This is a genomic window from Tabrizicola sp. T74, from assembly GCF_057219935.1.
In genome coordinates this window covers 287,191-300,249 of the sequence record NZ_JBXVVT010000006.1, presented here as the reverse complement: position 1 = coordinate 300,249, position 13,059 = coordinate 287,191, and the positions used below count along the sequence as shown (strand labels likewise).

The following is a 13,059-nucleotide window of genomic DNA, read 5'->3' as shown; positions in this document are numbered from 1 at the left end:
AAAGTTTTCGAAAACTTTGGGGGCAGGTGGGCTGGCGGTCGTCCTGACCCCTGGCCTTGCCTTTGCCTGCGCGCTGCCGCCCTCGGTCATCCTGACCTTGCCCACCGGCCACTACATCACTGCCGCCGCCCTGACCGTCGCGCTGACCGCCCTGATGGGGGCCGCCGCCCACCGCCTGCCTGCGCTCACCCCCCGCCTGGTCTGGGACCGCCGTATCCTGCTTCCGGTGACCCTGACCTCCTACCTCTCCTTCCTTGCCTTCCTGGGCCTGGTCTTCGTCGGCCTTTTTGGCGAGCGCGATCCGATGCACAACCTGATGACGCTGGTCTTCTGGACCGGCGTCTGGATCGTCATCCCCTTCGGCTCCATGCTCTTCGGCGACCTCTGGCGGCCGCTCAATCCCTGGACCGGACCGGTCCGCATCGCCCGAGCGCTTCTGGGGCGCACCGGCAGCATCGGCCTTTCGCGCCTTGGCCACTGGCCCGCCGTCGCGGGCTATGCGGGCTTTGTCTGGTTCCAGATGGTCTCGCTTTACCCCGACGACCCGACCGTCCTTGCCCAGATCGCACTTGGCTACTGGGGCGTGATCTTCGCCCTCGCCGTTCTGGAAGGCGAAGACTGGCTGCGGAAGGGCGAGTTCCTGACCGTCCTCTTTGGCTTCATCGCCAAGGTCGCACCCCTTTGGCACGAACACGACGGGACGCGGACCCGCCTGATGCGCGGCTGGCCCGGGACCCAGGTCCTGACCATGCCGCCCCTTTCGCCGTCCGCCGTGGTCTTCGTCAGTCTGGCCCTCGCGGCGCTAACCTTCGACGGGCTGGCCGAGACCTTCTGGTGGCAGGCCCTGATCGGCGAGAACCCGTTGGAGCCTCGCGGGCGCAGCGCCGTCATGGCGGTCAACACGGTTGGCCTCTTGGCGGTCTGGGTGCTGACCCTGGGCCTGATCCTGGGGGCGATCATGCTGGGGCGGCGGATAGGCGGCGGCTTCGCCACGGGACCGGTGATGCTGTCCTTCCTCGCCATCGCGGCGGGCTACCATGCGGCGCATTACCTGGTGATGCTGCTGACCGCCGGGCAGTACACTCTGGCTGCGCTGAACGACCCCTTGATGACCGGGGACAGCTGGCTAGGCCTGCCGCCGTTCTTCGTCTCGTTCGGCTTCCTGACCGATCCCTTCGTGATGCCGGTGATCTACGCCCTGCAATTCGCCGCGATCCTGGGCGCGCATCTTCTGGCGGTGTTCCTGGGGCTGAAACTTGCAGGGCAGGGCGCGCGGCCCATCGCGCATCTGCCGATGACGGTGTTGATGGTTCTGTACACGGTGCTGGGTCTCTGGCTTCTGTCCACCGCCAGAACCGGATGAAAAGACTGGACAAATCCGGGCGCTCGCCCGCCAATGAAACGGAAGGCCCGAAGAGAGGCCGCAACAGTGAGGAGACGGAGATGACCAAAGGACTGCTTCACCCCACCCGCCGCGGCCTGCTGATGGCCGGGGGCGCGGGGCTTCTGACCGCAGCGCTGCCGGGCTATGTCGGCGCGCAGGCCGCGCCGATCAAGATCGGCTTCCAGCTGCACCGCACCGGCATCGGCGCGGCCTACGGGCGCTGGTATGAACGTACCGCGCAGGCGGCGCTCAAGCTAATCAACGACGGCGGTGGCATCGCTGGCCGCCCGGTCGAGATTCTGTTCGAGGATGACGCGACCGACCCCAAGCGCGGGTCCGAAGTGGTGGACAAGCTGACGCAATCCGACGGCTGCGACGTGGTGATGGGGACGCTGTTCAGCCATGTCGTCATCGGCTCGGCTCCGCGCGCCGGAGAACTGAAGGTGCCCTACCTCGTCTGCTCGGAAGGCTACCACGTCGCCTCCGGCATGCTGAACCGCTGGACGCTCCAGCCCGGCATTACCGATGTCCGCAGCCAGATCCAGGCCATGGCGCCGTGGATTTCTGCGAACCTCGGCAAGAAGGTCACGATGGTCTTCCCCGACTTTGCCTTCGGCCACGACCACCGCGATTTCTTCACCGCCAAGATGGCCGAGATGGGCGGCGAGGTGATCGCCCAGATCGCCATCCCGCCGACCGAGACCAGCTTTACCCGCTATTTCCCGCAGATCCCGGCGGAAACCGAGGTCCTCTACCACGTCATGGTCGGTCCCGCCGTCCTGACCTTCGTCAAGGAGCTGGGCGAATTCTACGGCTCGGGCGCGAAGCCGCAGATATTCGGCTTCATCGACAGCCTCGAGGCGGTGGATACCGCGACCCCGGGGCTGGAATTCCTGGAAGGCACCCATTTCTGGGAAGGCCACAACCGGGTGAAACCGGCGGACGCTGGCGAACATGAGGCCGCCTATCGCGCGGCAGTCGGCGTGGACGACAACGGCGCCAGCGTCAGCGATGCGGCGGATGTGGCGACCTATGCGCACATGTTCTCCACCTGGGAGACGCTGTTCGCGATCAAGGCGGGGATGGAGGCGGCGGGCTACCAGGGCCCGGCTGACCGGCAGAAGTTCGTGGAAGCCATGGAGGCGATGACCGACCTGCCCTACGGCATCGAACGGCCGCAGGGGGCGAAGGTGTTCAACGGCAAGACCCACCAGGTCTTCGGCACCCAGAACATCAGCCAGGTGCAGGGCGGCAAGCTGATCCGGGTCCATCAGACCTCGATGGCAGACGGTGCCTATGAGGATGCGGTCGACTACACGACGATGTCCTTTTGATTAGGGGGGTGGGCGGATCGCCCACCCTACCTGTGCGCCCCGCGTAGGGTGGGCGGTTTCGCCCACCTTCCTCACCCATCGGACCCGACATGGCCTTCGGACCCTTCCTGCTGCTCGCCCTGATGGAGGGCCTCGTGACCGCCGCCGTACTGGCCCTTGCGGCCAGCGGGCTGGCGCTGGTCTTTGGCGTCATGCGGGTGGTGAACGTCGCCCATGGCGAGTTCTACATGCTGGGCGCGGTCCTGGCCTGGGCGGTGGCCGCCTTCATCCCGGGGCCCCCGGCGCTGGCCTTCATCGCCGCGCTGGTTGTCGCGCCGCTTCTGGTGGCAGGCCTTGCTGCCGCGGCGGACGGGCTGATCCTCAAGCGGCTGAACTACGACCCCGAGGCGACGATCGTCGCCACAATCGGGCTTCTCTACATGATCCAGCAGGCCACCCTGTCGTTCTACGGCCCGAATGCAAACCCGGTGCAGGCGCCCTTCGAATGGCGCATCCAGCTGCCCTGGTTCGGCTATTCCGGCTACAAGCTCTTCGTCATCCTTGCCGCCTGCGCGGTCCTCCTCGCGCTTTGGGCGGTGATGACCCGCACCAAGGCCGGCCTCGTGATGCGCGCGACACAGGTCGACAGCACTACTGCTCGCGCCTTCGGCATCAACACGGATCGCGTCTACATGGGCACCTTTGCGCTTGGTGCAGGCCTTGCCGCCCTGGCCGGGGTCCTGATCGTCCCGATCCAGCAGGCACATTATCTGATGGGGGGCGATCCGCTCCTCCTGTCGTTCATCGTCGTCATCATCGGCGGCCTCGGCAGCCTACGCGGCACCCTGATCGCCGCACTGGTCATCGGCCTGTCGGATGGCGTGATCTCGATGTTCTTCACGCCAACGCTGGCCAAGATCCTTGCCACACTCCTCGTCGCCATGGTGCTGGTCTTCCGCCCGCAGGGCCTGTTCGGAGCGCGCGCGTGAAGCCTTGGGTCCTGCACCTTGCCGTGATCCTGGTCCTCTTTGCGGCCCAGTTCCTGCTCTCGCCCTATCACACGACGAACCTAGTGCGGATCATGGTGCTGGCGGTCTTCGCGATGGGCTACAACCTGGCCTTCGGCTACACCGGCCTCCTCAGCCTTGGCCATGCGCTCATCTTCGCGGCCGGGATGTATGCCGCCGGCCTGCCGGCCCAGCTTTGGGGCGTCACCGCAGGCCCGGCGCTGATCCTCGGGCTTCTCGGCGGCGGTCTGGCGGCCGCTGCCGTCGGCCTCCTGGCGCTCCGGACTGCCGGGGTCAGCTTCATGATCGTGACGCTGATGTTCGCCCAGGCCGGCTACCTGACGCTTCTCTACTTCGGTGCCACCACCGGCGGGGACGAGGGCTTTACCCTCGCGGCAACCAGCCGCAGCCTCCTGGGGTTCGATCTGTCCACCGACACCCCGCGCTACCTGGCGGCGCTCGCGCTGTTCTCCGTGGGCCTTCTGGTCAGTCTCGCCATCATCCGCTCTCCCTTTGGCCGCACCATGGTTGCAATCCGCGAAAACGAAGAGCGGTCGCGCATGCTGGGCTACAACCCCTTCACCGTGAAGCTTGCCGCGCTGACCCTCTCCGGCCTCTACGCCGGGGCCTCCGGCGCGGCCTATGCGATCCTGTTTGGCTATGTGGGCGCCAGCTTTGCGACGATCCAGTATTCGATCCTGCCGATGCTCTACGTGCTTCTTGGCGGGGCGGGCACCACACTTGGCCCCTTCCTCGGCGCCGCCCTGATGTTCATTCTGATCGAGGCCGCCACCGGCCTGACCACCGCGCACCAGTTCATCGTCGGGGCTGCGCTTGTCGCCCTCGTCCTCTTCGCCCCGAAAGGCATCCTGGGAACGATCCGGGAAAGGTGGATCAGATGGCTGCCCTGACCCAGACGCCGCTGATCGAGACCCGCGATTTGACCCTGCATTTCGGCGGTCTCAAGGCCGTGGACGGCGTCGACTTCACCCTAAACCCTGGCGAAATCCACGCGCTGATCGGCCCGAATGGCGCGGGGAAGACCACCTTTGTCAGCCTTCTCTCCGGTCGTCATCTGCCGCAATCCGGCACGATCCGTCTGGGTGCCGAAGACATCACCCGCCTTCCCGCCCATGCCCGCGTCCGGAAGGGCATCGCCTATACCTTCCAGATCACCTCGATCTTCCCGCGCCTCACGGTCTTCGACAACGTGGCCCTCGCCGTCCAGTCGTACGGCGCGCACGACCTGCTCGCCAAGACGCGCGCCGCCCTGGACCGCGTTGGCCTTGCGGGGCTGGAGGCGCAAGAGGCCCAGACCCTGTCCTACGGCCACCAGCGTCTTCTGGAACTCGCCATGGGCCTTGCCCTGCAGCCGAAGGTGCTGATCCTCGACGAACCGACCCAGGGCCTCGCCGCGTCCGAGATCGACAGCTTCATCCGCCTTGTCGAAAGCCTGGTCCCCGCAACGACGGTCCTATTGATTGAACACAACATGGAGGTCGTCATGGACCTCGCCACGCGGATCACCGTCCTGAACTTTGGCCGGGTCCTGGCCACCGGCACTCCGCCCGAGATCCGTGCCAACCCGTTGGTGCAGGAGGCCTATCTTGGCGCTTGAGGTCAAAGGCCTGACCGCCGGATACGGCCCGATCACCGTCCTGCACGGGGTCGATTTCCGGGCCGAGACAGGACAGATCACCTGTCTGATGGGGCGGAACGGGGTGGGCAAGTCCACCTTCCTCAAAACCCTGATGGGCCTCGTCCCTGCGACGGCAGGCACCATCCAGCTGGACGGCATCGCCCTGGAACGCCTGCCCGCCCACGACGTCCCGAAACGCGGGCTGGCCTATGTGCCCCAGGGCCGTCGCCTGTTCGGCCCCCTGACCGTGGCGGAGAACCTGGCCGTGGGCGGCCTGGTGCAAGGGAACGACGAGGCCACCTTGACCCGGGTCCTGTCCCTGTTCCCCCGCTTGCGCGAACGCCTGACCCAGACCGCGCAGACCCTGTCGGGGGGCGAGCAGCAGATGCTCGCCATCGGCCGCGCCCTGTGTCTGAATCCCAAGGTCCTCCTCCTCGACGAGCCGACCGAAGGCCTGCAGCCCTCGATGATCGCGCTGATCCAGGAGGCGATCCAGACGCTGAAGGCGCAGGGGGTGGCCGTGGTGCTGGTCGAACAGCGCGTCGATGCGGTGCTGAAGCTGGCCGACAACGTGCATTTCATGGTCGCGGGCCGGATCGAGAAGGCCATGCCAGTCAAAGACTTGCAGCGCGATGCTGACGTCTTCCGCACATACGTGGGTGTCTGAATGACCGGACTTGTCGCAGGCGTCGATGTGGGCGGGACCTTCACCGATCTGGTGATCTTCGACCCCGCTTCAGGCGCCGTCCGGCTGGCCAAGGTGCCGACCACCCTGCCGAACCAGGCGGGCGGCGTCCTGAACGCCTTTGCCGAGGCCGGGGCGGACCTGTCCGCAATTGACCTCATCGTCCACGGCACCACCACGACGACGAATGCCGTCCTGGAACGGCAACTGTCGAAGACCGGCCTCATCACCACGATGGGCTTTCGCGACGTACTGGAGCTGGGTCGCAGGACCCGACCGCAGGCCTATGGCATGCACGGGTCCTTCACGCCAGTTATCCCCCGCGACCTGCGGCTGGAGGTGCCGGAACGCATGGACGCGCGGGGCCGGGTGGTCACGGCGCTGGACGAACCCGCCCTGCACCAGGCCGTGACCCGGCTGCGCGATCAGGGCTGCGAGGCGCTGGTCATCCACTTCCTGCACGCTTACGCCAACCCCGCCCACGAGCTGCGCGCGGGTGAGATCGCTAGGACGATTTGGCCCAATGATTACATCACCTTGGGGCACAAACTTCTATCGGAATCGCGCGAATACGAACGCGGTGTGACGGCTGCCGTCAATGCCTCGGTCCAGCCGCTGCTGGAACGCTATGTCGCCCGGCTGGCCGAACAACTGGCCGCCAAGGGCTACGCCCGCGACCTCCTCGTGATGAACGGCAACGGCGGGATGGTGGCCGCCAAGGACGTGGCGCGCGAGGCGGTGAAGACGGTGATGTCCGGCCCCGCCTCGGGCGTGATGGCGGCGGTGGCGACGGGACGCCGCGCCGGAATGCCGAACCTCCTCACCTATGACATGGGCGGCACCAGCACGGATGTGGCGATGATCCGGAATGGCGTCGCCCCGGTCTCGAACGAGATCGAGGTCGAATATGCCATGCCGATCCATGTGCCGATGGTCGACGTTCGCACCGTGGGGGCGGGTGGCGGAAGCATCGCGCGGATCGACGCGGGCGGCATGCTGCGGGTCGGGCCGGAAAGCGCGGGCTCCTCGCCGGGGCCCGTCTGCTATGGGCGGGGGGGCACGCGTGTCACGATTTCCGACGCGAACCTGATCCTCGGCCGCCTGCCCGCCAGCCGTTTTGGCCAGGCGGCCGAGGCGGCTTCTGCGGCGATGCGGGACCAGATCGCCACGCCCCTGGGCCTGTCGGTCGAACAGGCCGCCGAGGCGGTGATCCGCATCGCCAACACCCATATGGCCGGCGCGATCCGGATGGTGTCAATCTCGATGGGCGCCGACCCTCGCGACTTTGCGCTATTTGCCTTCGGCGGTGCCGGCCCGCTGCATGCGGTGGCGCTGGCGAAGGAACTGAACGTCCCGAAGGTCCTGATCCCCGCCCGCCCCGGCATCACCAATGCGCTTGGCTGCGTGGTGGCCGACCTGCGCCACGACTTCGTCCGCACCCTGAACCGCCCGCTGGATGGCATCGACATCGCCGATGTGCACCGCGTCCTGGCGGGGCAAGAGGCCGAGGGACGCCGCCTGATCGGGCAAGAGAAGATCACCCTGACCACGGTCCGGGCCGAGTATTCCGCCGACATGCAGTTCGTCGGCCAGACCCACCTGCTGCGCGTCGCCTTGCCCTCGGCCACGCCCACGCGCGAAGGGATGCAAGCGCGGTTCGAGGCCGCCTATCACGCCCGTTTCCGGGTCGATCTGCCCACGATCCGCGCCAATCTGGTGAACCTGAACGTCTCGGTCATCGGCGAACGCCCGGCGCTTGACCTGTCGCGGCTGATCGACCCGGTGGGGCGGCGGACCGCAGCAGAACCGGCCGCGACCCGCCGGGTCTGGTTCGACGGTTGGCACGACACGCCGGTCTATTGGCGCGACCACTTGCCGGTGAAGATCGACCTGCAAGGCCCAGCCATCATTGAACAAATGGACACAACCATCGTGATCGACCCCGGAGCACGGGTGACTCAGGACGGGGATGGCAACCTGATCGTGGAGATCGCCACATGATCGACCCCGTCACCCTTGCCGTGATCCAGGCCGGCCTGCAGCAGGTCTGTGACGAGATGGACCTGACCTTCTCGCGCGCGGCCTTCTCGCCCGTCATCGCCGAGGCCGACGACCGGTCCGACGGCATCTACGCGGCCGACGACGGCAGCCTGATCGCGCAAGGATCGAAAGGCCTGCCGGTCTTTGTCGGCGTCATGCAGTTTTCCACCCGCACGATCCTGGAACGCATCGCACAAGGGATCACCGCCGCGCCTGAACCCGGCGACATCTACATCGTCAACGATCCCTACCTTGGCGGCACGCATCTGATGGACGTCCGCTTTGCCATGCCGGTCTGGCGGGCGGGCCGCATCTTCTGCTGGCTGTCGAACACCGGCCACTGGCCCGATACCGGGGGTGCCGTCCCTGGCGGCTTCTCGGCCTCCGCGATCAGCGCCGAACAGGAAGGCCTGCGCCTGCCGCCGGTAAAGCTCTTCAAGAAGGGCGTTCTTGACCAGGAGATCTACCAGATCATCTGCTCCAACATCCGCGTCTCGGAACAGCGGATCGGTGACGTGAAGGCCCAGGCCTCGGCGCTGCTGGTGGGGGCTGAACGGCTGGGCGCGCTGATGGACCGCTATGGCGACGACACGGTGACCGAGGCGATTGCCGAGATGCGCCGCCTCGCTGCGCGGCAGATGCGGGCGATGATCGCGCTGATCACGCCCGGCACCTACCGCGCCACGGCCATCGTCGACAGTGACGGGGTGGTCAACGAACCCCTGACCATCGCCCTGTCAGTGACCCGAACGGACAACGGCCTGCGCTTCGACTTCCAGGGCTCGTCAAAGCCGTGCATGGGCCCGATGAACTCGGTCCGCGCCACTACGTTGTCCGCGGTCTACCTCGCCATGCGCCACATCTTCCCCGACGTCCCGATCAGCGCCGGGGCGTTCGAGCCGCTGGAGGTCGTGGGGATCGAAGGCACCTTCCTTGACGCGCACTACCCCTGCCCGGTCAGCGGCTGCGCGGCCGAGGTCAGCCAGCGGATCGCCGAAGCCGTCTTCGCAGCCCTGGTCCAGGCGCTGCCTGACCGGGTCACGGCGGCCCCTGCGGGCACCTCGGGCAACTTCGGCCTGGGCGGGCATGACCCGGAAAAGGGCCGCGACTACGTGATGTACCAGATCTCCGGCGGCGGCTACGGCGGCTTTGCCGGTGGCGACGGCATTGCCAACGGCTGTTCCACCATCGGCATTTCCAAGGCCCCGCCGATCGAGATCATGGAGCAGAATTTCCCGGTCCTCTACCGCCGCTACGCGCTGCACGAAGGCTCGGGCGGGGCGGGCCAGCATCGCGGCGGCTTTGGCCTGGACTACGAAATCGAGCTTCTGCGCGGTGAGGCACGGGCAAGCTTCGTGATGGACCACGGTCGCGTCGGGCCGCAGGGCGCGCTTGGGGGCAGCGACGGCGCAGTGAACCGGGTCGAGGTGATCCGGGGCGGCGAGGTCCTGATCCCGGAACACCTGTCCAAGGCGCAGGACATCGCGCTGAAACCCGGCGACCGGGTTCGGGTCCGCACCCCGGGCGGCGGCGGCTATGGCCCGCCCGAGGCCCGCGACCCGGCGCTCGTGGCCGAAGACGTGCGACTTGGGCGCTATACGACCGAGGATGCCGCGCGGCTTTGGCCAAGACCCGCGCGGTCCCCAGACGGCTGACCAGCGTTACCTATTCGGCCGCGTGCGGCTTGGCACCCTGCCGGATCAACGCTGACTCCAGCACCGAAATCCGGTTCTGCAGCACCGCCACATCGACCTGATTGCGCGCCAGACCATCGGCGACCAGGATCGGGTCGGGGGCCGTCCGTTCGACTTCCTTCTTGCCGATGAACCGGCTGAAGATCATCGAGAAGAAGCGCGACAGGTCGTCCATCGCCAGATACATCGACGGCACGACCACCAGGCTCAGGACCGTCGACACGATGATCCCGCCGATCACGGCAATCGCCATCGGCGCCCGGAACGCCCCGCCTTCGCCGACCCCCAGCGCCGAAGGCAGCATCCCCGCCGACATGGCAATCGAGGTCATCACGATGGGACGCGCACGCTTGTGGCCAGCCTCGATCACGGCCTCGATCCGCTCCATGCCGCGGGCCCGCATCTCGATGGCGAAGTCGATCAAGAGGATCGCGTTCTTCGCCACGATCCCCATCAGCATCAGGATACCGATCAGCACCGGCATCGACAGCGGGTTCTGCGTGACGATCAGCGCCGCCGCCACCCCGCCCACCGACAAAAGCAGCGAGAAGATGATGGTGATCGGTTGCAGGACCGAATGGAACAAGAGGATCAGCACGAACATCATCAGCAGGACGCCCAGCACCATGGCGTTGACGAAACTGCCCAGCAGCTCTGCCTGGATTTCGGCATCGCCGGATGGGGTGACCTTGACCGTCGCCGGCAGGCCCAACGTCGGCAGGATCTCGTTGAACCGGGCGGTCGCCTGGTCAAGCACATATCCGGGCGCAATGTCGGCGCCAATCGTGGCGACACGCTGACGGTTCAGACGCTTGACGACCGAAGGCCCCTCGGCCACCTCGACCGTGGCGACGGAGGACAGCGGCACCGGACCCGCCGAGGTCATGACCTTCAGCGCCGAAATGCGGGCAAGATTGTCACGTGAGGCATCGTCCAACTGCACCCGGATCGGCACCAGCCGGTTGTCGATGGACAGCTTGCCAAGCGCGGCCGAGACATCGCCGATAGTGGCGACCCGGACAACGGTCGCGATCTGCTGCACCGTCACGCCAAGCCGCGCAGCTTCATCGGCCTTGGGCGTGATCTGGATTTCCGGCCGGGGCAGGGCGGCTTCGGTCGAGGGGCTGAGGAACATCGGTTCAACCCGCAGCGCCTCTTCGATCTTCCGCACCGCCTCGTCCAGGTCCTGCTCGTCGGTGGACAGGATGTCATAGGCAAAGGGACGTGACCCGCCACCCGGGCCGCCAATCTTGAAGGCACGGACATCGGGGACGGATTTCAGGGCCTCGAACACTGCGGCTTCGATCTCGACCTGCGGGCGCAGGCGACCAGTGGACGGGATTTCCGGGATCAACGCATGGATGACAGGCAGAGCTTCGCCCAGGTCGATCAGCTTGCGCTGCAGCCCGTTGTCCAGCCGGTCAAGAATGATGGTGAAGGTCGCCCGCCGAATGTCGCGATCCCCGAGCGGGGTCGAACCGCCGATGACCAGGACAGATTTCACCCCGTCAATCTCGGTGACGATGTCGCGCATCGCGTCGGTGGTCGCCGCCGTGTCGTCCAGGGTGGATCCGGGTGGGAGTTCGACCGACACGACGATGCGGCTTTCATCCTCGGGCGGGAATAGCGAGCCCGGAACCTGCAGCATGGCGATGACCGAGAAGATCACCACGATCACCGCGACGACCAGCGTGACGTAATAGGTTGGCAGCGCCAGCCAGCGGCGCGTCTTCGACCGACGCACCTTGGTGGTCGCGCGCACCAGCCCCATGTAGCCGCGCATTATGACGCCGTCCTTCTGCTCTTCATGGCCGACGGCATCCTTCGTACGCATGAAGTAAGCTGCCATCATCGGCGTGATAAGTCGGGCAACAAGCAGTGAGAACAGGACGGCGATGGCAACTGTCAGGCCGAATTGTCGGAAGTACTGGCCGGGGATGCCGGGCATGAAGGACACCGGCACGAAGACCGCAACGATGGTGAAGGTGGTGGCAATCACGGCCAGGCCGATTTCGTCCGCCGCCTCGATCGCGGCACGGAACGGCGTCTTGCCCATCCTGATGTGGCGCGCGATGTTCTCGATCTCTACGATGGCGTCATCGACCAGGATGCCCGTCGCCAGCGTCAGCGCCAGGAAGCTGACGAGGTTCAAGGAAAAGCCCAGCATATCCATCAGCCAGAAGGTCGGGATCGCCGAAAGCGGCAGCGCCACGGCCGAGATCAGCGTGGCCCGCCAGTTCCGCAGGAACGCGAGCACGACCAGGATGGCAAGGATGCCGCCTTCCAAAAGCGTGTGGATCGCGGATTCGTAGTTGCCATAGGTGTAGAAGACGGAATCGTCGACCATGGTGATCGCGACGTTCGGATGCTGCTTGCGCAGGTCGTCGACGACCGCGTTGGTAACCTCGGCCACGCTGACTTCCGACGCGCCTTTCGACCGGAACACCAGGAAGCTGACCGCAGGCTCTCCATCGATGCGCGCAAAGCTCTTCAGCTCTTCATAGCTGTCGACCACCTGGCCCAGATCGGTCAGCTTGACGAAACGGCCCGAGGGCAGCGCGATGGTGGTGTTGGCCAGGCTCTCGACCGTGCCCTGGTCGCCCAGGGTCCGGATCACCTGCTCGCCGTTGCCAAGCTCCAGCTTTCCTGCGCCCAGGTTCGCGTTCGTTGCCGCGATCTGCGCGCTGACGGCCTGGGCAGTCACGCCATAGCTGTCCAGCCGCACCGGGTCGAGCTCCACCCGGATCTCCCGGTCCGCCCCGCCGATGCGGGTGACGCGCCCGATGCCGGGCCGCCCTTGCAGCGCGCGGGTCACGGTGTCGTCGACGAACCAGCTGATTTCCTCCATCGTCATGTCGGGCGCCGTGACCGAGAAGGTCATGATCGCCTGGCCCTCGACGTCGATGCGGGTGACGATGGGCGCCTCGATCCCGCCGGGCAGGTCGCCGCGGATCTGGTCGACGGCGTCCTTCACGTCCTGCACCGCCTTGTCGGTCGGGACCTCCATGCGGAATTCGACCACCGTGGTGGACACGCCGTCGGTGACGGTAGAGGTCACGCGCTTGGCCCCGGTAAGGCCCGCGACCGCGTCCTCGATTTCCTTGGTGACCTGGCTTTCCATTTCGGCCGGCGCGGCGCCCGACTGCGCGACGGACACCGCAACCAGCGGCACGTCGATGTTCGGGAAACGGGTGATCGGCAGCGCGTTGAAGCTTTGCCAGCCCAGCACCATCAGCAGGAAGAAGGCCAGAAGCGGGGCAACCGGATTGCGGATCGACCAGGCAGAGAAGTTCATGG

Annotated in this window: 9 protein-coding genes; 8 read left to right on the top strand and 1 reads right to left on the bottom strand. The window is 66.4% G+C overall.

Features of this window, described 5'->3' with window-relative positions:
• Nucleotides 1-16 precede the first annotated feature (16 nt).
• The 8 genes from AC2EAL_RS18540 (at nt 17) to AC2EAL_RS18505 (ending at nt 9,723) form a co-directional block, all read left to right on the top strand.
• Nucleotides 17-1,363: a hypothetical protein gene (locus AC2EAL_RS18540; protein WP_484725711.1), complete on the top strand. Its 1,347-nt coding sequence runs from the start codon at nt 17-19 to the stop codon at nt 1,361-1,363.
• An 80-nt stretch (nt 1,364-1,443) separates the two neighbouring features.
• A complete protein-coding gene (locus AC2EAL_RS18535) occupies nt 1,444-2,718 on the top strand; it encodes an ABC transporter substrate-binding protein (protein WP_484725710.1) in 1,275 nt (424 codons plus the stop codon).
• Nucleotides 2,719-2,807: 89 nt separating this feature from the next.
• Complete coding sequence (locus tag AC2EAL_RS18530) at nt 2,808-3,686, top strand: branched-chain amino acid ABC transporter permease (RefSeq protein ID WP_484725709.1); 879 nt, start codon at nt 2,808-2,810, stop codon at nt 3,684-3,686.
• Nucleotides 3,683-4,615, top strand: a complete 933-nt coding sequence (locus AC2EAL_RS18525; protein ID WP_484725708.1) for a branched-chain amino acid ABC transporter permease — start codon at nt 3,683-3,685, stop codon at nt 4,613-4,615. The genes AC2EAL_RS18530 and AC2EAL_RS18525 overlap by 4 nt, the downstream gene beginning before the upstream one ends.
• On the top strand, nt 4,603-5,322 hold the full coding sequence (locus tag AC2EAL_RS18520) for an ABC transporter ATP-binding protein (protein WP_484725707.1): 720 nt from the start codon (nt 4,603-4,605) through the stop codon (nt 5,320-5,322). The genes AC2EAL_RS18525 and AC2EAL_RS18520 overlap by 13 nt, the downstream gene beginning before the upstream one ends.
• Complete coding sequence (locus AC2EAL_RS18515; protein ID WP_484725807.1) at nt 5,309-6,010, top strand: ABC transporter ATP-binding protein; 702 nt, start codon at nt 5,309-5,311, stop codon at nt 6,008-6,010. Before AC2EAL_RS18520 ends, AC2EAL_RS18515 begins: the two co-directional genes overlap by 14 nt.
• The gene (locus AC2EAL_RS18510) at nt 6,011-8,029 is read left to right on the top strand and encodes a hydantoinase/oxoprolinase family protein (protein WP_484725706.1); all 2,019 of its coding nucleotides are present in this window, start codon (nt 6,011-6,013) and stop codon (nt 8,027-8,029) included.
• Nucleotides 8,026-9,723 (top strand): hydantoinase B/oxoprolinase family protein, encoded by a 1,698-nt coding sequence (locus AC2EAL_RS18505; RefSeq protein ID WP_484725705.1) that lies wholly within the window; start codon nt 8,026-8,028, stop codon nt 9,721-9,723. The genes AC2EAL_RS18510 and AC2EAL_RS18505 overlap by 4 nt, the downstream gene beginning before the upstream one ends.
• Nucleotides 9,724-9,733: 10 nt before the next feature.
• On the opposite strand, the gene AC2EAL_RS18500 is transcribed toward AC2EAL_RS18505, so the two are convergent.
• A complete protein-coding gene (locus AC2EAL_RS18500) occupies nt 9,734-13,057 on the bottom strand; it encodes an efflux RND transporter permease subunit (protein WP_484725704.1) in 3,324 nt (1,107 codons plus the stop codon).
• Between the last annotated feature and the right edge of the window lie 2 nt (nt 13,058-13,059).

Coding starts and splice junctions, on each gene's coding strand:
- AC2EAL_RS18535 (WP_484725710.1), top strand. CDS start 1,444: ATGACCAAAGGACTGCTTCACCCCACCCGCCGCGGCCTGCTGATGGCC.
- AC2EAL_RS18530 (WP_484725709.1), top strand. CDS start 2,808: ATGGCCTTCGGACCCTTCCTGCTGCTCGCCCTGATGGAGGGCCTCGTG.
- AC2EAL_RS18520 (WP_484725707.1), top strand. CDS start 4,603: ATGGCTGCCCTGACCCAGACGCCGCTGATCGAGACCCGCGATTTGACC.
- AC2EAL_RS18510 (WP_484725706.1), top strand. CDS start 6,011: ATGACCGGACTTGTCGCAGGCGTCGATGTGGGCGGGACCTTCACCGAT.
- AC2EAL_RS18505 (WP_484725705.1), top strand. CDS start 8,026: ATGATCGACCCCGTCACCCTTGCCGTGATCCAGGCCGGCCTGCAGCAG.
- AC2EAL_RS18500 (WP_484725704.1), bottom strand. CDS start 13,057: ATGAACTTCTCTGCCTGGTCGATCCGCAATCCGGTTGCCCCGCTTCTG.